The organism is Ensifer sp. ENS07 (assembly GCF_014852185.1).
Lineage (GTDB): Bacteria > Pseudomonadota > Alphaproteobacteria > Rhizobiales > Rhizobiaceae > Ensifer > Ensifer adhaerens.
Genome location: NZ_JACVBE010000003.1, coordinates 77,010 through 96,841, shown reverse-complemented (window position 1 = coordinate 96,841; position 19,832 = coordinate 77,010). Strand labels below are relative to the sequence as shown.

Annotated in this window: 18 protein-coding genes; 7 read left to right on the top strand and 11 right to left on the bottom strand. The window is 64.1% G+C overall.

Annotated features, from left to right (window positions below; translation table 11 throughout):
• Positions 1-119 precede the first annotated feature (119 nt).
• The 5 genes from IB277_RS13145 (at position 120) to IB277_RS13125 (ending at position 4,382) form a co-directional block, all read left to right on the top strand.
• Complete coding sequence (locus IB277_RS13145; RefSeq protein WP_192371289.1) at positions 120-1,085, top strand: ABC transporter permease; 966 nt, start codon at positions 120-122, stop codon at positions 1,083-1,085.
• Positions 1,082-1,933: an ABC transporter permease gene (locus IB277_RS13140; RefSeq protein ID WP_060521747.1), complete on the top strand. Its 852-nt coding sequence runs from the start codon at positions 1,082-1,084 to the stop codon at positions 1,931-1,933. The genes IB277_RS13145 and IB277_RS13140 overlap by 4 nt, the downstream gene beginning before the upstream one ends.
• Positions 1,930-2,742, top strand: coding sequence for an ABC transporter ATP-binding protein (locus tag IB277_RS13135; RefSeq protein ID WP_112974732.1), 813 nt, complete (start codon positions 1,930-1,932; stop codon positions 2,740-2,742). The genes IB277_RS13140 and IB277_RS13135 overlap by 4 nt, the downstream gene beginning before the upstream one ends.
• Entirely contained in the window at positions 2,736-3,482 is a 747-nt protein-coding gene (locus tag IB277_RS13130; RefSeq protein ID WP_112974731.1) for an ABC transporter ATP-binding protein, read from the top strand. Before IB277_RS13135 ends, IB277_RS13130 begins: the two co-directional genes overlap by 7 nt.
• 192 nt (positions 3,483-3,674) lie before the next feature.
• The gene (locus IB277_RS13125) at positions 3,675-4,382 is read left to right on the top strand and encodes an OmpW family protein (RefSeq protein WP_060530260.1); all 708 of its coding nucleotides are present in this window, start codon (positions 3,675-3,677) and stop codon (positions 4,380-4,382) included.
• Positions 4,383-4,445: 63 nt separating this feature from the next.
• On the opposite strand, the gene IB277_RS13120 is transcribed toward IB277_RS13125, so the two are convergent.
• The 11 genes from IB277_RS13120 to IB277_RS13070 form a co-directional block, all read right to left on the bottom strand.
• Positions 4,446-4,865, bottom strand: coding sequence for a CBS domain-containing protein (locus IB277_RS13120; RefSeq protein WP_034799235.1), 420 nt, complete (start codon positions 4,863-4,865; stop codon positions 4,446-4,448).
• An 83-nt stretch (positions 4,866-4,948) separates the two neighbouring features.
• Positions 4,949-7,114, bottom strand: coding sequence for a glycoside hydrolase (locus IB277_RS13115; protein ID WP_192371288.1), 2,166 nt, complete (start codon positions 7,112-7,114; stop codon positions 4,949-4,951).
• Positions 7,114-8,112: a glycosyltransferase gene (locus IB277_RS13110; RefSeq protein ID WP_060530259.1), complete on the bottom strand. Its 999-nt coding sequence runs from the start codon at positions 8,110-8,112 to the stop codon at positions 7,114-7,116. Before IB277_RS13110 ends, IB277_RS13115 begins: the two co-directional genes overlap by 1 nt.
• 77 nt (positions 8,113-8,189) lie before the next feature.
• Positions 8,190-8,552, bottom strand: coding sequence for a VanZ family protein (locus IB277_RS13105; protein WP_034799228.1), 363 nt, complete (start codon positions 8,550-8,552; stop codon positions 8,190-8,192).
• A 173-nt stretch (positions 8,553-8,725) separates the two neighbouring features.
• Positions 8,726-9,826 (bottom strand): glycosyltransferase family 4 protein, encoded by a 1,101-nt coding sequence (locus tag IB277_RS13100; protein ID WP_244497290.1) that lies wholly within the window; start codon positions 9,824-9,826, stop codon positions 8,726-8,728.
• A 344-nt stretch (positions 9,827-10,170) separates the two neighbouring features.
• On the bottom strand, positions 10,171-11,415 hold the full coding sequence (locus tag IB277_RS13095; protein ID WP_159416079.1) for a glycosyltransferase family 4 protein: 1,245 nt from the start codon (positions 11,413-11,415) through the stop codon (positions 10,171-10,173).
• 8 nt (positions 11,416-11,423) lie between these two features.
• Positions 11,424-12,194, bottom strand: a complete 771-nt coding sequence (locus IB277_RS13090) for a polysaccharide deacetylase family protein (RefSeq protein ID WP_090426433.1) — start codon at positions 12,192-12,194, stop codon at positions 11,424-11,426.
• Entirely contained in the window at positions 12,187-13,518 is a 1,332-nt protein-coding gene (locus IB277_RS13085) for an O-antigen ligase (protein ID WP_112974776.1), read from the bottom strand. The genes IB277_RS13090 and IB277_RS13085 overlap by 8 nt, the downstream gene beginning before the upstream one ends.
• A 13-nt stretch (positions 13,519-13,531) precedes the next feature.
• The gene (locus IB277_RS13080; protein WP_112983446.1) at positions 13,532-15,172 is read right to left on the bottom strand and encodes a GumC family protein; all 1,641 of its coding nucleotides are present in this window, start codon (positions 15,170-15,172) and stop codon (positions 13,532-13,534) included.
• Between the two features lie 127 nt (positions 15,173-15,299).
• Positions 15,300-16,397 (bottom strand): GNAT family N-acetyltransferase, encoded by a 1,098-nt coding sequence (locus tag IB277_RS13075; protein ID WP_246812741.1) that lies wholly within the window; start codon positions 16,395-16,397, stop codon positions 15,300-15,302.
• A 40-nt stretch (positions 16,398-16,437) separates the two neighbouring features.
• Entirely contained in the window at positions 16,438-17,757 is a 1,320-nt protein-coding gene (locus IB277_RS13070; RefSeq protein ID WP_192371031.1) for a lipopolysaccharide biosynthesis protein, read from the bottom strand.
• A gap of 283 nt (positions 17,758-18,040) precedes the next feature.
• Here IB277_RS13070 and IB277_RS13065 point away from each other — a divergent pair, with 283 nt between their 5' ends.
• Together IB277_RS13065 and IB277_RS13060 are read left to right on the top strand one after the other, a co-directional pair.
• Positions 18,041-18,706 (top strand): HemK/PrmC family methyltransferase, encoded by a 666-nt coding sequence (locus IB277_RS13065; protein ID WP_192371287.1) that lies wholly within the window; start codon positions 18,041-18,043, stop codon positions 18,704-18,706.
• Positions 18,703-19,815, top strand: coding sequence for a hypothetical protein (locus tag IB277_RS13060; protein ID WP_192371030.1), 1,113 nt, complete (start codon positions 18,703-18,705; stop codon positions 19,813-19,815). The genes IB277_RS13065 and IB277_RS13060 overlap by 4 nt, the downstream gene beginning before the upstream one ends.
• Positions 19,816-19,832 lie beyond the last annotated feature (17 nt).

Here is a 19,832-nt window from a genome sequence, read left to right as displayed (position 1 = left end):
GCCTCTCAGGCCTTCCACAGGCACTCCCAAAGACGAGAGACGCTCTAGCCTCCCTCTTCTTTTTGGTGCAAAAGCCAGCTCTCTGATCACGGATCCCGTGAGAAGAAAGGAATGCAACCATTCTCACCTATCTCGTCCGCCGCTTTGCCATTCTGCTTCTGTCGCTGCTGATCGCAGCGGTGGTGCTGTTCGTGCTGTTGCGCCTTTTGCCGGGCGACCCCGCCAATGCGCTTCTCTCGGTCGGCGCCGATGCCGTGCAGATCGAGAAGGCGCGCGAACAGGTCGGCTCGAACCTGCCGCTTTGGCAGCAGTTTCTGCGCTTTGCCGGCAGCCTCGGCCGCTTCGATCTCGGCACGTCCTTCGTCAGCGGCAAGCCGGTGATCGAGGAGATCGCCGCGCGGTTGACGGTCACCGTGCCGTTGGCGCTGATGGGTTTTGTGCTCGCTATCCTGATCGCCGTTCCGCTCGGCATCCTCTCAGCCGTCAAGGCCGATCGCTGGTATGGCGGACTGATCTCGACAGTTTCGCAGCTCGGCATCGCCATCCCCGTCTTCTGGGTCGGCATTCTGCTGGTCACGCTGTTCGCCGTCACCTTCCGGCTGTTCCCTTCGGGCGGCTTTCCCCGCCGCGGCTGGCAGAATGAGGGGCAGGTGCTCTATGCGCTCGCCCTGCCCGTCATGACGATCGGCCTCGTCATGGGCGCGTCACTGCTGCGCTATGTGCGCGCGGCGACGCAGGACGTTCTCGGTAGCGATTACTTGCGAACGGCGCGCGCCCTCGGCGCCAGCTTCCCCGAAGCGCTCATTCGCCACGGCATCCGCAATGGCGCCGTGCCGATCGTTTCCATCCTCGGCATCGAGCTTGCGACGACCTTGCTCGGCGCGGTCGTCGTCGAGCGCGTCTTCGCGCTGCCGGGCCTTGGCTCGATGCTGCTGCTTGCTATCGAGCAGCGCGACTATCCGAACGTTCAGGGCGTGCTGTTCATCTCCACCCTGCTGGTGCTGCTGATCGGCTTTGCCGCCGACCTCACCCAACGGCTGATCGATCCACGCCTGCGCGAACGGGCCGTCGGAGGCAACGCATGACCTCGATCGGTACATCCGTTTCTGCGCCGAAGCGCCGGCGCTCGCTGGCGCTTACCGTCGGCCTTGCGCTCGTCGGCCTCAACGTCGCCGTTGCGGTACTGACGCTCTTCTGGACGCCCTATGATCCATTGAACGCCTCGGGCGGACGGCTGGAAGCGCCGTCGCTTTTGCACTGGCTCGGCACTGACCGCTTGGGCCGCGACCTGCTTACCCAGTTGATGATCGGCGCCCGCACAGCGCTGCTGGTCGGCACGGGTGCGGTTGTGATCGGGGCTGCGATCGGCGTCAGCCTCGGCGTTCTCGCAGCCTTCGCCACGCGCCTTGCCGACGACGTGATGGCCGCGACGCTCGATATCCTGATCGCCTTTCCGACCCTGCTGCTTGCCATGCTGGTGGTGGCGGCAAGCGACAGCGCCAGTCTCTGGTCGGCGATCCTGGCGCTCGGGCTTGCCATCTCGGCGATCGTCGCGCGGCTGACCCGCATCCTTGCCAAGCGGGTGCTGCGGCAGGATTACATCGTCGCCTCGCGCACATCGGGAACCTCCTGGGCCGGAGTCGTCTTCCGCCATGTGCTTCCCAACATCTGGCCGACGCTCTCGGTCAACTTCGCCCTGCAGTTCGGCCTGGCCGTTATCGCCGAGGCGTCGCTCTCCTATCTCGGGCTCGGTGCGCCGCCGCCGAACGCCTCCTGGGGACGGCTGCTGCAGGAAGCGCAAGGGACCGTCTATACGGCGCCGATCGGCGCGATCGCGCCGGGCATCGCCCTCGTTGCACTCGTCATCGGCATGAACCTCCTAGCCGACGGCCTGCGCGATATCGCCGATCCGACACGGGGGAGATCGCGATGACGCCGCTTCTCGACATCAAGGGTCTCGACATCCGCGCCGGCGACAAGCCGCTGGTCTCTGACCTTTCCCTCTCAATCCGGCCCGGCGAACGCATCGGCCTGATCGGTGAGTCCGGTTCCGGCAAATCGATGACGGCAATGGCAGCGACCGGCCTGCTGCCGCCGTCGATCACTGTCGCCGGCTCGATCACGCTCGACGGGCAACAGGTGGTCGGCGCCACAGATCGGGTGATGAACCGGCTGCGCGGCGTGGCCGCAGCGGTCGTCTTCCAGGAGCCACTGACCGCGCTCGATCCGCTGATGAAGATTGGCCGACAGATCGCCGAGCCCGTTCGCCGGCGTCTGGAACGGGACGGCGGCAAGGCAACGAAGGAGGCGGTCCAACGCGAAGTCCGCGACCTCATCGACAAGGTGGCGTTGCCGCAACCCGACCGCATCATCAATTCCTACCCGCACGAAGTGTCCGGCGGCCAGCGCCAGCGCGTCGCCATCGCCATGGCGCTCGCCTGCCGCCCGAAGCTCCTGATTGCCGACGAGCCGACGACCGCGCTCGACGTCACGACGCAGGCGGAGATCCTGAAGCTGCTGGACCAGCTGGTGCGCGAGACCGGCATGGCGCTTCTGTTCATCAGCCACGACCTGCCCGTGGTTGCCCAGGTGGTGGAGCGCGTCCTCGTGCTGAAGAACGGTATCGCTGTCGAGGAGGGACTGGTCGGCTCGGTCTTCGGCAAGCCGCAGCACGACCATACCAGGACGCTGGTCGAGGCCGCCCGTCTCTTCGACGAAGCGCTGGGAGCAACCGGATCATGATGCTCGATCTTCAAAACGTCAGCTTCGGCTATTCCCGCCAGCAGACCACCCTCGACAACGTCTCGATATCGGTGCGACCGGGAGTGAGCGTCGGTCTCGTCGGCGAATCCGGATCGGGCAAGACGACGCTGCTGCGACTGATGCTCGGGCTCATTCGCCCGACGAGCGGTAGCATTCGCTTCGGCGAGGAGATCCTCGACACCGGCAGCAGCGCCTTCATGCGGCGCTATCGTCGTGCCGTGCAGCCGGTTTTCCAGGACCCCTATTCCTCTCTCGACCCGCGCCAGCGAGTGATCGACATTATCGGCGAGCCGCTGCGGTCGCTGCGGATCCCGGGTGACCGGACGCAGGCGGTCACCGCGGCGCTCGAAGCGGTCGAGCTTCCTGCCGATGCACTCCACCGCTACCCGCACGAGTTTTCCGGCGGCCAGCGCCAGCGCATTGCCATTGCCCGCGCCATCGTCGCGCGACCGCAGATCGTACTCGCCGACGAGGCGGTCAGCGCGCTCGACCTTTCCACCCGCATCCGCATCGTCGAGCTGTTCAAGACACTCGCCGAGAAGCTGACGCTGGTTTTCGTCTCGCACGATCTCGGCGTCGTCGCGGCCCTCTGCGAGGAGATGGTCATTCTGGAGCGCGGCAAGGTGGTCGAAAGCGGCAAGACCCGCGACATTTTGGCCGCCCCGAAGCACCCATACACACAGCGTCTTCTTGCCAGCATTCCGCGCATGCCCGCCTGACAGGGGATTGGCGCGGATATCGCATCTTCAGCCGAATCCACCTTTATCCCCAAGGGCTTGGTGATTCGCGCGCGCATTGATCCAAGACAACCGCTGAGACGCCCTGTTGAGCATAGTGCCGTCGGCCGCAGAATCCCTGCCGCTAACGCCCTGACCGGCGATGTTCAACTTCTTCTGGGGGTCCGGAAAATCATGCCTACTCGCGCCATTCTGCCATCTGCCGTCCTTTTCGCCGCGCTTGCGGCGCCGCTCGCGCTCGCGACGGCGGCAGATCTCTCCGAGCCGGGCGCGGTCGCGGCACCAGAAATGCCTCTCGCAAGCGAGCCAGGCCCGTGGATGATCCGCGGCCGCGCACTGGCTGTCCTGCCTGACGACAAGGGCACGCTCTATCTCAACGGCAGCGCGCTCGACGGCGAAAAGGTCGGCGTCAGCAATTCCGTGGTGCCGGAACTCGACATCACCTATTTCTTCACCGACAACATCGCCGCCGAACTGATCCTCGGCACGACGCCACACACGGCACGCGGCAGCGGCTCGATCGCCGGCCTCGGCGAGATCGGCAAGGCCTGGCTGCTGCCACCGACGCTCACGCTACAGTACCACTTCAACGTCACCGACGAGATCAAGCCCTATGTCGGCGCAGGCGTGAACTACACGATGTTCTACAACGAGAAGCCCCGCGGCGATTTCTCCAGCTTCAACCTGAAGAACACCTTTGGCGTGGCGCTGCAGGCGGGCGTCGACATCAAGCTCGACGACCACTGGGGCCTGAACTTCGACGTGAAGAAGCTGTTCCTGGAACCGGAGGTCAACGCCACCCTGCCCGGCGCCGGTGCTGTCAGCGGCAAGGTCAAGCTCGATCCGTGGCTCATCGGCACCGGTATCAGCTACCGGTTCTGATGACCCCAAACGAAACGGCTTGCGGCGCCCTCTTAAAGGCGCCGCACCCTGTAGAGCCCGACCTTAGACGTGGTGGGCCGTGACGGCTCTGGCGAGTTCGCCCGACAATTGCTGGCTGCCCGCATGGGAGACGTCCCCCAGCGACAGCATACCGACCATGCGCTTGTCCTGGTCGATCACCGGCAGACGCCGCACCTGCTTCGCCTCCATCAGATGAACGGCATGTTCGATCGTCTCGTCCGTGCGGCAATAGACGATATCCCTCGTCATCACGTCCCGCGCCGTCATCGACGCCGGGTCCCGCCCGTTGGCAAAGGCGCGCAAGGCAATGTCGCGGTCCGTGACCATGCCGATCAGGCGGTCGTTTTCGCCGACCGGCAGCGCACCGATGTCCTCGTCGCGCATGATACGCGCGATTGTCTTCAGATCGGTTTCGGGAGAGATCCAGCGAGCGCCGGGATGCATGGCTTCCGATATTCTCATCTCAACCTCCTGTACGTGAAAGGGGCGGAGCATAGACTGACATCATGGCCATTCATTGATCCAGCGATGTGCCGCGCCACTCCTTACCGCAATTCGAGGAGGAAATAGGTGGTTGGGCCGAAGGGCCCATTGTTGGAGAGCCGGAAGGCGACGTCGCCCGTGCCTTGCGCTACCGGCGCATGCACCTTGCCGTCGAGGCCCACGGGCGAAACGCTCCAGTTCTTTGCGGTTCGCGCCAACGTCAGATCGACATAGCCTTCACGCAGCCGAACCGGCAGCCGCCCAAAGTCCTCGATCACCTTCTCCTCGGTGTCGCGAAACGCCATGCCGGTGTTTTGTGCATCCGTCGCAAAGATCAGCAGTAGGCGCCGGCCCCTTGCGAGCCCTCCATCCGCATCGAGCGCCGAGAGCGCAACGAGCCCATTGCCATCGGCCCGCTCAACCCTGAGCAGGCCGAGATCGATCGGCTCTCGCAGCGTCGAGAAGGCGGATGCCTCCGTTTTGTCGGTGACGACGCGCAATTGTCCGGCAAAGCGATTCAACAGGATCTCGCCGGTGCTGCTCTGGTAAATGCCGGTATCGATGCTGGTACCGTTTTCATCAGAAAGCGCGCCGCTTTGGCGCAGGCTGCCGAGTATCCCTTCGCTGTCTTGCTGGCGCGGTTGCTTCACCGCAGGCAGATCGCCGAGCCGGTTCACGTCTTCAAGACCGATCCGCCCGACCAACGCCAGGTCCGTCAGGCGTTCCGGTTCGCGGGCCTGCATGTCGTCGGAAAGATCCTCCTCACCACGTACCGCAAACGGGACGGTGACGGCTGAGGTCGCCACGTCGCCGCGCCGGTAGAGAAGCGCCGACAGCGTCTCGCCGGCGCGCGCGACGGGATCGAGCGCGATGGCATAAGGCAGCATCGCCTTCTTGTGCGGGAACGGCTCGCCATAGGAAAGAACGATCGGGCCATGGCCATGTCGGCAAAGCGCGTCCCAGCCTTGCAGCGCCGCATAGGCCGGCATCGCCAGCCCGGCCTCGTAGCGGTAGCGGTTCCAGAACAGATGATCATATTCGCTGACGAGGAACGGCCGGTCGAGCCAGCGCGTTGCCGCGATCATGCGGATATAATTAACACCGTCGGCGATCGAGCTGACCTGCGTCGTCTTGCTTCCCGGGGCGTAGCCGCTGACCCAGTCGTGATATGTATTCATGGTTACGGCTTCGAGGCCGCGGCGGCTGAGCGACGCCTGCACCGTCGGCCAGTTGTTGTAGTTGCTGATCAAGCCGCGGTAGCCGAGCCTGCGGAGCACCTCGCTCATGCGCGCGGTCGTGGCCTCTTCCGTCTCGGTGAAGAAGGCCTGCAGGTCGCGCAGCCGCGGAGCAGGGATGTAGCGGTCCGCCGGCAGCGCCACGGATCTCGCCTCGATCGTCTCGTCCGGGCGGAGGTCAGGCCACGCCTTGGCAAGCGCCTCGGTCGATCCGTAGCGTTTGGCGAGCCACACGTTGAACGGCTTGGCAAGCTGCGGATCATAGGGCGGCTTGCCCGGCCGATCGTGCACGACGGTGTCGAACTCCATGCCGTTCTCGTTGGCGAGAATGACGACCGCGAGCGCATCGTCGCGGATTGGCGCCACGCCCGTGTAGGGGTTCACGCGCCCGAGGATCGTCTCCTGCATGCGCTTCCAGTGGTCGAACGCCCGCTCGTCGACAAACAGCTCGAGCTTGAGGTTACCGCCATCGTCCCAGCGATCGTCAAAACCGCCATAAACGCCGCGCAGCGACGACAGGCCATCCATCATCCAGTAGATGCCGTTCTTCTTCAGCGCCGCCAGCAGGTAGTGGACACGGTCGAGCGTCTCGGGGTCGAAATCGAAGTCGCGGTCCCGGCCGAACATCAGGCTGCCATCAACGAAATGCAGCCGGGCGAGATTGTAGCCGCGCATCGCCAGCTGCCGGGCGTAGCGGTCAGCCGTTTCGTGATCTGGAAACCCGCCGGAGGCTGGGCTCCAGGCAAGCGATGCGCAGAGCATGCGCTCCGGCTTGTCCGGCGACTTCGCGAAGGCAAGCCGCCCGCCGGCACCGGCGACCAGGCGGTGATCCGCATCGATCGTGCCGTTCGGCAGGAAAGACGAAAAATCGAGAGGGCTGCCAGCCTCGAACTCGAGGGAAATTTCCCGCAGGGCAAGCCACTGGTCCGATGCCTGCGCCGGCGAGCAGACAGCAGCAAGCGCTGCCGCGGCTACCAGCAATGGCCGCCGCATCATGCCGGGGCCCCGAGCAGCTTGCTTTCGATCGGCGCGTCAGGCTTTCGGCGCGCCCGGAAGAAGCCTACCGGCAGCGCCGCTGCATGGAAGAACCAGGCGACGACGGTATAAAGCCCCATGCTGAAACCGCCTTTGCGCAGGCTCATCAGCCCGACCACGCCGGCAAGGATCGCAAGAACGATGCCGAGCGCAAGGAGTTTATCGGGCACGAACAGCAGGATCGCAAGCGACGCCGCCCACCAGAGATAGACCAGCGCCCAAAGCTTGAGCTCCGGCAGCTCTCTGACGAGCTGGAGGAAATAGGGCTGGCCGAGCGAGGCGCGCAGCAGTTCTCCGATGCCGAACAGATACTTGCTCTTCCAGCGGCGCACGAGCAGGCGATAGGAATTGTCAGTGTGGCCGAAATGCTGGACGAAGCGTCGGTCGAGGCGATGCAGCTTAAAGCCGGCACTTCTGAGCCGGATGCCGAGGTCGAACTCCTCATAGCCGTGCAGATTACGGTCCGACAGGTAACCGACCGCCTCGATCGCCGCCCGGCGATAGAGGCCGCCCCCATTCATGCGGTCGATCGCGCCGATCCGGTTTTCTGGTGAATTGCGTGTGACCCGGCGGGAGAATTCGAGGTTTGAGGTCAGCATCTCCTGGACATGGCCGGTGACACCAGCCACTTCGGGGTCTTCGGCGAGGAACGCTTCCGCCACTTCGAGGAAATCGTCGTCCAGCAACATGTCGCCGTCGAGCAGGCAGATATGCGCGTGGCGCGAGTATTGGAAGCCGAGTTGCGGGCCGATGCCGCAGCTCGGAAGTGCCGGCGGGCTGATCTGTGCGATCACGACCGGATAGCGCGAGGCGATCTCCACCGTCCTGTCCCTGGAGCCGCTGTCGGCGACGATGACCTCGCCGCCAACGGTTTCGAGCGCCTTCAGCGCGCTTTCAATGGTCGCGGCGATGCGCTTTTCTTCGTTCAGCGTCTTGATGATGACGGATACTGCCACGCGATCCCCCAGTCTCGACGGAGCGCAGGCCTGCTCCGGTTGCCGCCGATCTTATCGGCGATATTTTGCGTTTTGGTTTACCGCCCCAGCAGTCGCAGCAGCGGCAAGCGAAAGCGATGAAGGAACCAGCCGCCAAAGACGCCGCAGGCGCCGCCAAGAAGCTTGACCATCACATCCGTCACGCGTGCGTGGCGATCGGCCGAGACCATCTGCAGCAGCTCGAAGCCGATGGCCGTCGCAAAGACCAGAACCAGCACGAGCCCCAGCCGCCTCGGATAGGCGATCGCGAACAGCAGGCCCAGCAGGCCGAAGGCACCGAACCGTTCGAGATGGACCAGGTGCCCGATGCGGGGCCGCAGGTCGAGCGGCGACATCGTCGAATAGGCGATCACGGCAAAGAGGATCCATGCGAAGAGGCTGGCGGCGCGTTTGATAGTCATTGTCGGCTTGTCTTCCAGGAGGCGTGCGAGGCACGGCAATCATCGAACGATCGGCGACGGCGCCTGCGCGTTCATCGCGTTGCGGGGGCGCGGCCGCATTTTTGAGGTGAGCCGTGCGTGGTGAACGCACGGGGCAAGCTCCGGCCGGCGACACGGCGGACGCGAACGTCCGGCTATTTCGCCAGCAACGCGCTATACACCGCCGCGGTCCTTTGTGCCACATTTGTCCAGCTATAGGCGGCTTCCGCGTGCGCCGCACGCTCGCGCACCTCCTCGTCGCTGAGCGGGGCTGCGAGTTTTTCCACGATACCGGACGCCAACGCGTCGATGTCGCCCAACGGGAAATATTCGTCGGGCGCCAGTTCCATCTCCTGATTGGCGACGATATCGCTTGCAAGGACCGGCAGCCCGTAGGCCATCGCCTCAAGCAGCGCAATGGGCATGCCTTCGTGGCTGGACGGCAGAACGAAAAGGGCGGCATTGTCGAAGAGTTCCGCCAGCCTGTCGCCTGTCTGAAAGCCGGTGAGCACGACGCCCGGCACGTCGCGCGCAAGCGCCCTCACCTCCTTGACGTAGGGCGTTTCGAATTCAGCGCCGCCGGCAAGAACGAGCTTCATATCGGCCAAGTCGCACTTGGCAAAAGCGCGGATGAGATCAAGCTGTCGCTTTTCCGGAACCAGCCGGGCAGCGAGCAGGATATAGCGCCGCCGTTCCAGGCCGAACTCCGCGAGAATGCCGGCCTCGCCGGTCGGCGGAGTGACCTGGACGCCGTTCGGGACCAGCGTCATGGAGACATGGTGCCGGGCATGCATCGTCTCGGCGATGTCCTTCGAGATCGCCACGCGTCCGTTCGAGAACCGCATGCCGAGGCGCTCTCCGAGCTTCAGCGTGCGCCTAGCGAAACCGCCCCATTTCTGCCGGTCATAGTCGTAGCCATGGTGGGTCACCACGACCTTGAGCCCAAGCATGCGCGCAAGCGGCGTCATCAGCGCGGGGCCGATGGCATGAATGTGCAGGACATCCGGGCGCCGCCAGGCGGCGAGCCAGACACCGAGGAAGGTATGTACAATGGCTTCCAACGCCATCCGGCGCGGTGCCCAGAGAGGGACGACGTCGACGCCGTTCCAGGCGTAGGCGTTGCGATCCTCCAGATAGCGACGACGTCCGACCACCTCGACGTCCCAGCCGTATCCGAGCAGCTTGCTCGCCAGCATTTCGACGTGTTTCTCGACGCCGCCCTGAACGTTGGGGATGCCGCGCAAGCCCAGCATCATCACGCGCTTGCGCTCGCCGCGCGCGGCCAGCGCGCCGCTCTGAACGGGGTGGCCATGCTGCCGGCCTGCGAGCGCGGCGCTATGCCGAGGCAACCGGCCGGCTCCGTCCGACAGTCCGGTCTGCACCATCTCCTGCGCAATCACCGGCTGTTGCTGGCGATGACTTCGCGAAACATCAGGCTTTCTGCTCATGTGTCGCCTCGAAGGTTGCCCGTTCCGTTTACTAGGGCGATATACTTAATCATCGCCAAGATATTTCATTCACCCCTTATATAAATGACTGAAAACCATAGGGCGAGCCCAGTTTACTACAAATTGTATCGTAACGTTAATGCCGGACGAGATCAGACCGCTCCCAGCCTGGAGTAGAGGTCGACCGTTCTTTCACGATAGGCGGCGGCGGAGAACTCACTGGCGATCCAGTGTCGGCCCGAAGCACCCATCGCAGCGCGTTCGGCAACTGGCAGACCGGCCATCGTCGAGAGCACGCGGGCGAGATCATCGGCGTCGCCCGAAATCGCGGTCATGCCCGTCTCACCCTCGCGGATCATTTCAGGAATGCCGCCGATCGAGGCGCCGATTACCGGTCGCCCCAAAGCATAGGCTTCAAGCACGCTGATCGGCGCGTTCTCGTACCATTCGGAAGGCAGAACCAGCGCCCGGGATTCTCCGATCAGACGATGCAGGGACTGGCCTGAGAGATAGCCGGCAAAGGTCACGTCGGCGCCGGTTTGCGCAACCAACTGGCGCAGCATCGCTTCCTCGGGGCCGGTTCCGGCGATCACCAGCCGTTGGCCCGATGTGGCCGCCGCGCGGATCAGCGTCGCCAGCCCCTTCTCTGGGGCCAGGCGTCCGGCAAAGACGAAATAGTCGCCCTCGACCCAGTCGGCCGAATAGCCGTCGACATCGACGAAGTTCGGGATATGGACCATCCGTTCGCGCGGCCAGCCCCACTCGACCAGCTTCTCGACATAGAATTTGCTCGGCACGACGATGCGGTCCACCTTGTTGCGGTAGAGACCGAGCGCACGGTGGACCATGGTTTCAGCGAGCACGACCGCGCTCAGCGTCGTCTCCCCCTTGATGCAGCGATGACGCAAGACGTTGTAGATATGCCCGCCGCGACAGTCCTCGCAGACGGCACCGTCACGCAGCATCTTGTAGGAGGGACATGCGAGCTTCAGATCGTGGGCGGTCATGACGACCGGAATGCCGGCCGCCTTCAGCGTCGAGAAGATCGCGGGCGAAAGATGATGGTAGACGTTGTGCGCATGGGCGACGGAGGGCCGCGCGCGCTCGATCAGCCGGCTGACGTTCTTCTGCGCTTCGCGCGAGTAGATGACGCTCGCCGCCTGCACCACCTTGCGCAGGAGGTTGGTACGCCGACCATACTCGATCTCGGAGACGAAATACTCGGACCATGGCGAGGCTTCGTTATCCTCGTGCTGCATGGCGAAGGGCACCACGTCCCAGCCGATGTCCGAGAACATCTTCATGTGGTCGAAAAAGACCGCCTCCGCGCCGCCACGGCGATAGAAGTAATTGTTGATGGCGAGCAGCCTGTTGCCGCCGTTTCCCTGCCGCGACATGCGTCCTCCTACCAGCCGAGCCTGTCGAGCGCCTGCTCGACCGGCAACACGACACAGCCCTTCTCAACCGCGTAGCGAACCAGGTTCTCGAAGGTCTCGGGCGTGCAGCCATAGGGCGTCGGGCGCGCGGCGATGTCGTGGGTGAAAAAAACGAGCCAGCCAGGCCGATCGACGACATCTTCGATCCAGCCCGTGAGCGCCTGCGCGTCCGTCTCCGGCTGCCGGATCTCGACGGCCTTCAGCATCAGCGGATCGACGGCCGTGCGGTTGATGCCCTCGCCGGCCGCGCGGCAGGTGCGGTAGCGGCGCGCCAACTCCCGGCGCGCCAGCGGCCAGGCGGCGTTGTAGGGAAAGGCAAAGTTGGTCGCGGCCGGGCCGACGCCGCTTTGCCTGAGATAGGCGGCATTGCGGTCGAGATCCCGGGCAAGCCCACTTCCGCCCAAACGCCTGATCTTGCTATGGGAAAAGGTGTGGCAGCCGACCTCGTGACCCCGGTGGGCGAGATCCGCGCAGCCCTCGGGCGAGATCAGGGTACGATCCGTTTCGACGCGCCCCGCAAGCCCCCCGGCGATGTAGAACGTGCCGCGCACGCCGTGACGTTCGAGAATAGCGGCGCCATTGTGAAGTGCTGTGTCCGGCACGTCGTCGAAGGTGAAGGACACGAGCGGCGCGTCGGTTATGACATCACGGGGTTTCGACGCGAGACGCCAGATAAGCCGGTTGGCGACGCGGTCGACAAGGCCGTCGACCCTCGACAGAGCCTGTGAAAAACTAGGCATGCGCCACCATCCTTTGTGCAAGCGGGCGTGGTTCGGTTGCAAGTGCTGCCGAGGACTGCAGGCGCAAACCGCAAATCGCGAAAAGCAAGGTAAACCACAGCACGTTCGGACCATCGAAGAAGAAGGCCTCAAGGCTGGCGCTGTAGATCGAATAGAGCCAAATCCGCAGGAACAGCCGCGTGAGGTCGCTGTGCTGCCGGGCCGGCGGAATGCGCGAGATATGATAGAGCGGGAGCACCACCAGCCAAAGCAGCGTGAGGATCAACCCCGGAATGCCGATGACGAGAAGCGTCTCGAGATACGAATTGTGCGCATGGGCCGCACGAACCGCCCAGGTCTCGATGCCACCGCCGCTGAACACCACTTCCTCGGTCTGCCAGAAGGCCTTGAAGCCTCGCCCGATAAACGGCTGTTCGGCGATCACCGAAAAGGCGAAGCGCCAGACATCGGCCCGGTTCGTGAAGGTCGCGTCGATGCCGAGCGACGAGACGAATTCGCCGAGCGGCCGGAAGACGGCCGACCCGACGGCGAAAAGGTTGAACAGGGCCATGCCGCCGATCGCGATCGGGATGCGCAGCAAGCGCACATGTTCGAAGAGCCACGCCAGAAGCAGAATGCCCGGCAACATCGCCGTCGAGGTCTTTCCTCCCGTATGGATGAGGAAGAAGAAGGCCAGACTAACGATGGTCAGGCCGACAAGCTTCGACCACCGGCGCAGGACGTACAGGCCGAGAAACGAGGCAAGCACCATGGCGACCGCCGCTTCGTTCTTGTGACGGAAATGGCCGCGCCACAGCCCTGCATGCATCGGCTCCAGCACTTCGTTGGCCTGGTGAATGGACAGAAGCGGCTTGAACAGGACGCCGTAATAGGCAACCGCGAGCATGACGAGCGTCGAGACCGCCAGCATCTTGGCGAAGTGCCGCTCGTTGGCCGGCAGCAGCAGATAGACGTTGGCGTTGACCGCAACCATCGTCGTCAGGATGATCGCCTTGATGCCGTTGGCCGGATGAGCGGAGACCAGGCAGGCAAAGAGCACCCACAAAAGCAGGATCGCAAGCAGCACCCGCGGCTGCATAAGCCCACGCCGCATCGGATGCAGCACACCGTAGCAGGAGGCGCCTGCAAACAGCAGCAGTGCCACGATCTGGTTCAGCCGGCTGGAATTGTCGCCGCCCGGTTCCAGCAGACTTTCCTTGGTCAGGTCGACGAAGGAATGAAAGGGGATCCAGTAGTAGATGGAAATGGCCAGGAACAGGAAGGTCCCGACGCGGACCCTCAAGGTTTCTGCAGAATTGGCCGGGCTGCCGCTGAGATCGGGCACGATGGCCGTCCTCTCACGGCGCCAGGGGCTGCGGACGACGGATGTATCTCCACAGACCGAGGGTAAGCGCGAGGGATATGCCGAGAATAATCCCCAGGAAACCGCCGCCGGCGACCAGAACCACGGTGCGCGGCGGCCAGCTGCGCGCATTCGGCGGCAAGGCGCGCGAGATCACGCGAACATTGGTCGTGTCGATCTGCTGGCGTTCGGTGATCTGCTGGGCGCGCGCCAGGTGGGTCTCATAGATGGCAGCCTTGGCGCGCGCGTCCCTTTCGAGGTCTCGCAGCTGCACCTGGGCTTCGTTGTCGGAGAACACGTTCGACTTCTCGTCGCTCGCCTTGGCGCGCAAGGCCGAAAAGGCCTGCTGCTCCCGGTCCATGTCCGCCTTGGCGCGATCGAGGATGCGGCGCGCCTCGTCGGCCATGGCCGATTCCAGGTTCGCACGCTCCGAGCGCGCATTGACGAGGCGGGGATGGCGCTCCCCATAGGTGCGCTGCATGGAGGCGATCTGCTGCTGCAGCACGTTATACTGCTCTCGCAGGTTCGTCATGTTGACGGATTCAAACTCGGATGCACTTGCGGTCCGCCCCTGTGTTATCGCGTCGTTCATCTGCCGGTAGCGGGTATCGGCCTGGATGAAGCGCTGTTGGGCGTCGAGAACCTGGGTGTTGAGTTCGTTCGAAAGCTGATTGCTCACGAGCTGGCCGTCATTGGTCGACTGCAGCCCGTTCTTGCGGCGGAAATCCTCGACCGCGCGTTCGGATTCGGTGACGTTGTGGCGCAACTCGTCGAGCCGGGCGTTGAGGCTCTGCGCGACGCGACCGGCGCTCTCGGCGGCGGACTGAAACAGCTCCTGCTCGAAAGCCGCGACGATCGCATCCGACAGCGTCACCGCTTTCGCAGGCTCTTCGCTCCAGACCTTCATCACCACCACGAAGGACCGCTCTTCGCGCCGGGCTTCCACCCGCTCCGACAAGGCCCGCATGGCAGCAAGCTCGTTTCCGGCCTGCTGCTCCGCCTTCGTCGAGAAGAGGTTCTTCAGCGAACTGAAGGCCGAGGGCTTCACGAATTCCGGGTCCTCGGTGAGGCGCATCTGGGTGATCACCCGCGACAGCACATTGCGCGACGTCAGGATACGCAGCTTGCTTTCCACTTCCAGCAACTGCGCATCGCGCTGCGGATTGGTGGTGAAGACGTCATCGCTGACGACATTGAGGTTGGACGGATCGACGACGATATCGGTGTAGACCGTATAGCGGGGCGTCGCCGTCATCGCATAGGCGAGCGCGGCCCCCACGCACAGGACGAGCGCCAGCACTATCCAGATGAGCCCGTCGCGCAACCAGCCGATGATATCGTCGACGCCGATCCGGCTGAGGCCGCTCAACCCGGGAAAATAGCTGTCGCGACGCGCGCCGGCCGCACTGGACACGGGCGGTACCAAGCCAGCCGGATGGGACGAGGCTTTCGGAACATCTCTGGATTGATGCTGGACTTCGGCAGGCCGGTCTGTTGCCGAACCGTCAGCGCCAGACTTCGCTTCGTGAAGGTCTGACGAGAGCAGATCGAGCAGCGAGCCTCTTTCGACCGGTGCACGCTGCTCGCGTGCCGGTTGGCTGGCCCCCTGTTTTCCGGCCTCGTCCGGCCTATACATAAGCATCCCTCACGCACGCCCATCAAGACGCGAAGATCGTGACCCCGCGAGCCGCCTTCTAGCGCAGAATTAAGGTTGTACGGTGAATATTCCGTTAAACGGCAGGATTGCCGCTTAACCCGTCGCTTCAGAAGTCGGTCAACAACCGGCTCCAGCTCTCCGATGCCAGACCGCCCACATAGATATCGTTGCGCTGGGCCGCGTCTTTCAGATCCGCATGCCGCGTCACCATGCAGAAATAGCCGCGATGGTGGAAGGACAGCCATCTCTGGCGCGAGATCGCATTCATGAGGAACGGCTGCGAGCTGCCGACGGCGAGCGCGTAACCCTCGGCGTCAAGCGCATGGAACATCTGTGCGGTGACGGCGAACTCACGGCCGGCCTCGCAGACGACGTTGAGCACCGTTGCCCGCTCGCCGGCCTTGCCGAAGTAGAGATAAGCGCCGATGACGCGCCCGCTTTCATCCCGGACCTCGCGGCAGAGAAGCTCGCCGAGCGGCGTGTTCAGTCGCGCGACCGTCACCAGCCAGTCGAATTCGCTGCGCGACCAGACCGGCCTGACGGAAAATCGCTGCAGCATGGGTTCTGCGAGATCGACGAAGGCAGCGGGATCAATGGCGTGCGTCGTGCAGCCGGCCACCGGATCGGGTTTCGTGCGCGGGCGGCGGCGGCGCAAAAGCCGGTCCGCAAGCGCAAGCGGCTTGGAAAGTATCGGGGATCTGAGCAGGCGCACTTGCCTGCCAACCGTTAGCCCCCAGGCTCTGAACGGACGGAAGGAGCGGCGCCAGTCGAGGCTCTGGATCGGCAGCACGACGCCACCGCCAGCGACCCAGTGATCGGCGCTGACCGGAGACGAGTTGTCGGAAAAACACATGTCTTGCCGTGTCGCCCGCATGGCGCGCGCCAGGCAGGCGGCGCCGACCGCACCGGCCTTGCCCTCGGACATGAAGGCGCAGAGAAGTTTCGCCACCGTTCGGCGGCCGTTGACCGTGAACTCCATGGGAATCGCTAGAATGGCGCTGCCGATGCCGCCGGTCCCGTCGTCGTAGACGATGCTGCCGTGTTCCGGCGCATAAAGCGGGCTGCCGAAGAAGATGGTCTCGACATAGTTCTGAAGCTCCGCGCTCGCCTCTTGCTCCCGCTTGCGAAAGATCCGGGTGAACATGCTGCTGACGGCTGGGATATCCCGGGGTTCCATGGCGCGCACGTTGCCCATCCGGGGCATTTCCCGTCCGGACGCCCGTGCGGCCTGGATCTTCCCGAGCTCAACCTCCATGCACCACCCCCGTCGACAGGGAGGCCGCGCCGGCCTGTTCCCGATCGCGCCGCACGAAGCGCAGGAAGACCGCCCATGAGACGATCACCATCGCGGTCTCGATCACGTAGAAGGAAATGAACGTGCCTGTCGGCGGTGCGTACCAGGTCGCCCAGGCGGTGAGTGCCGCACCAAGCACGCTGCCAAGGCCCATGACCGAAGCGCGCGCCGGATGGTGGCCGGACGCACCAAGGGCCTCCATCGCCACCGACCACATGGCGAGCGGCACCACGACCCAGCACAGGATGCGAACGAAGGAAACGAGGGAGACGTAGTCCTTGCCGAAGAGATAGGGCAGCACCGGCGCCAGCACAAAAACGGCGACGGCTGCGGCAATGCTGATCGAGGTGGCCGCGAACAGCACTTTGCGCACGCGCTCGAAGGCGTGGTGAAGGCCGGCTGCCGTTGCCTTTGCCGAACCCGGATAGATCAGGCGGTTCAAGGCCTCAACCGACAGATAGCTGCTCTCCAGCATGCGCCGCGCGACGCTGTAGCTGGACATGACCTCGGCGCTCGCCACGAGGCTCAGGACCAGAAGGTCGGCGTTCTGCCGGACCGCGCGCAGGATGAACGGGATGCTGAAATAGAGACCGAGCGGCAGCTCTTCCCGCACGATGCCATAGGTCGGGCGTCCCAACCCCTTGACCGCTCGCCAGCAGCCGAAGGCCACGATTACATGGCATACGAACTGCCACACAGCCCAGGAGGCCACCGTCGCGACCCCGAAGGCGATGCAGGCGAGCGCTGCAGCTATGGTGCGCGCCAGGGCGAAACCGACGACCACCTTGTTGGCCGAGGCAAAATTCGAATGCGCAAGAAAGATCTGCTCCGCCAGCACGATGACCCGCACGAAGATGGTGTTGGTCACGAGCATCAAGGTGATCACCGCGACATTGGCCGCGGGATCGGGCGAAAGCGTGAAGAAGAACGGCAACACCGCTGCGCCGAGCAACACCAGCAGCACGCCGCTGGTCGAGGTCAGAATGATGTTGTGGCCGAGCATCTGCGGGTACATGCCCCGGTCGCGCGCGACGCGGCGCACCAGGCACTCCATCGCGCCGAAACCACAAAGGTGAACCGCGATGTTGGCAACGGCCGTGATTGCGACGAAGACACTGAATTCATGCACGCCGAGAAAGCGCGCGAGGATCGCAAATGTCAGAAGCTGCGCAGCCGAGCCAATGACAAGGCTGCCGCCGGATGCAGCATAGGATATGATCATCGAGAGGAACGGTTTGTGCGCGCGTTCCTTCACACCTTCCGAAGCCATTCCGATCTGCCCTTGATCTCAACCCGTCATTGTTACGCGCAAGATGCGTTCAATGACAGCGAGCACCCGCCTCTGATCACGCGCACGGTAACAGGCAGAAATGATTGCGCGGTTAACGTGCTCGCGGCAATTGTATTTCAGCTTCCGTTTACTCAATTGCACTAGGCTGCGGTCCGCACGTCTCGAGAGTTTTCCAGCGACATGAGGAGTGGCTGTGGCGCAAAACGACAGCAATCAGACCGACCGACCGACCGAAGACCGGGCCGCAACACTGCACCGCTTCATGGGTGTCGAACTGGAACTTGCGCCCGACGTCCTGGTTCCACGGGAAGAAACAGAGCTTCTTGGAAAAAGAGCCGTCTCAATCCTTGAAGGCGCCTCCCTCGACGTCACCATCATCGACATGTGCTGCGGTTCCGGCAACCTCGCCGTTGGTATCGCCAGCGAGATCCCGTCGGCACGTGTCTGGGGCGCTGACCTGACGGACAGCACCGTGGCGCTTGCCCGCCGTAACGTCGATCGGCTCGGCCTCGGCTCGCGCGTCTTTGTCCGGCAGGGCGATCTTTTTGCGGCGCTCGACAGCGACGATCTCCAGGGCAAGATCGACATGGTGGTCTGCAATCCACCCTATATCTCGACCGGCCGGCTGGAGGGGGACCGCGCGCATCTGCTCGACAACGAGCCGCGCGAGGCATTCGACGGAGGCCCCTACGGCATTTCCATACACCAGCGCCTGATCCGGGACGCCCTTGCCTTCCTGAAACCGGGAGGCTGGCTGTTGTTCGAGTTCGGCGAGGGCCAGGAGCGGCAGGCGGCTGCACTTCTCTCACGGGCGAAAGCCTATGCACCGGTCACCTTCGCATCCGACCGTGACGGCAAGCCGCGCGTCGCCATCGTCCAGAAAATCGCCGGCCCGGTAGAGGCCGGCGCCGGAGAGCAGGCCCGATGAGCGAAATCCGTTCGCTAGACCACGCGGACGTTCCAGCGGTCGCCGGAATGTTCCAGCGGGTGTTCCGTGACGAGCGGACCGCTTCGCCAGCACTTGCCGACTATATGCGGCAACTCTATCTCGACGGGCCAGGCTGCGATCCGGAAATCAGACCTCTCGTGCATGTGAACGACGAGGGTCGGATTACCGGCTTCGTCGGCGTCAATGCGCTGCCGATGACACTGAACGGCCGGCATTTGCGCGCCGCGATCTGCGGATCGCTGATGGCGGAAGACCGGGAAAGCGACCCCTTGGCCGGAGCGCGCCTCATGAAGGCCTTCCTCGCCGGTCCGCAGGATCTATCCTTCAGTGAGACAGCAAGCGAAGTCTCTGTGCAGATGTGGACGCGGCTTCGCGGCGTGGTCCTGCCGCAATACAGCCTCGACTGGGTGCGCGTCATCCGTCCGGCGACCTTCAGCCTGAGCGTCGCCTCGAACCGCATCAAGCCCGCCCGGCTCGCCGCCCCCTTCGCGCGCGCACTCGACAGGTTCTATCGCAAGCGCATGGGCCAGGGCGAGCAGCGCTGGTCCGCCCTGCCCGAGGCGGGGGCGGCACCGGCCGGCTTCACCGCCACCGAGACGGACCGCAGCGGCTTTGCCGCCGTCGTCGACCAGTTCACCGCGCCGTTTCCGCTTCGCCCCGAATGGAGTGACGGCCAGCTCGATCACGTCCTTGCCGATGCCGAAAAGAAGCCCGAGCAGGGCGAGCTCGTCTACGTGCTGGTGACGGCGCGCACGGGCGCCGTAGTCGGTGCATTCGCCTACTACGTCAAAGCCGGTGAAATCGGTCGGGTATTGCAGATCCTGGCGCGGCCAGGGCAGGCCGGGCCGGTCATTGACTGCCTGGTCGACGAGGCGTCGAGACGTGGCCTTGCGGGTTTGCGCGGGCGCACGCAACCGGCGCTGATGGAAGCCATGCTCGGCCGACGCATCGCCTTCGTGCACGTCGCCTCGACCGTTGTGCATTCGCGCGACCAGACCATTGTCGAAGCCTGCCGCGACGGACAGGGCTTCTTCAACGGCATTTCCGGCGAATACTGGAGCCGGCTGATCGGCGGCAGCTTCGATTGACGATGGGCGGCGGTGCG

Excerpts from the sequence above, each read along its gene's own strand:
- IB277_RS13140 (WP_060521747.1), top strand. The coding sequence starts at position 1,082 with ATGACCTCGATCGGTACATCCGTTTCTGCGCCGAAGCGCCGGCGCTCG.
- IB277_RS13135 (WP_112974732.1), top strand. The coding sequence starts at position 1,930 with ATGACGCCGCTTCTCGACATCAAGGGTCTCGACATCCGCGCCGGCGAC.
- IB277_RS13125 (WP_060530260.1), top strand. The coding sequence starts at position 3,675 with ATGCCTACTCGCGCCATTCTGCCATCTGCCGTCCTTTTCGCCGCGCTT.
- IB277_RS13120 (WP_034799235.1), bottom strand. The coding sequence starts at position 4,865 with ATGAGAATATCGGAAGCCATGCATCCCGGCGCTCGCTGGATCTCTCCC.
- IB277_RS13115 (WP_192371288.1), bottom strand. The coding sequence starts at position 7,114 with ATGCGGCGGCCATTGCTGGTAGCCGCGGCAGCGCTTGCTGCTGTCTGC.
- IB277_RS13105 (WP_034799228.1), bottom strand. The coding sequence starts at position 8,552 with ATGACTATCAAACGCGCCGCCAGCCTCTTCGCATGGATCCTCTTTGCC.
- IB277_RS13100 (WP_244497290.1), bottom strand. The coding sequence starts at position 9,826 with ATGATGCTGGGCTTGCGCGGCATCCCCAACGTTCAGGGCGGCGTCGAG.
- IB277_RS13095 (WP_159416079.1), bottom strand. The coding sequence starts at position 11,415 with ATGTCGCGGCAGGGAAACGGCGGCAACAGGCTGCTCGCCATCAACAAT.
- IB277_RS13090 (WP_090426433.1), bottom strand. The coding sequence starts at position 12,194 with ATGCCTAGTTTTTCACAGGCTCTGTCGAGGGTCGACGGCCTTGTCGAC.
- IB277_RS13080 (WP_112983446.1), bottom strand. The coding sequence starts at position 15,172 with ATGTATAGGCCGGACGAGGCCGGAAAACAGGGGGCCAGCCAACCGGCA.
- IB277_RS13075 (WP_246812741.1), bottom strand. The coding sequence starts at position 16,397 with ATGCCCCGGATGGGCAACGTGCGCGCCATGGAACCCCGGGATATCCCA.
- IB277_RS13070 (WP_192371031.1), bottom strand. The coding sequence starts at position 17,757 with ATGGCTTCGGAAGGTGTGAAGGAACGCGCGCACAAACCGTTCCTCTCG.
- IB277_RS13065 (WP_192371287.1), top strand. The coding sequence starts at position 18,041 with ATGGGTGTCGAACTGGAACTTGCGCCCGACGTCCTGGTTCCACGGGAA.
- IB277_RS13060 (WP_192371030.1), top strand. The coding sequence starts at position 18,703 with ATGAGCGAAATCCGTTCGCTAGACCACGCGGACGTTCCAGCGGTCGCC.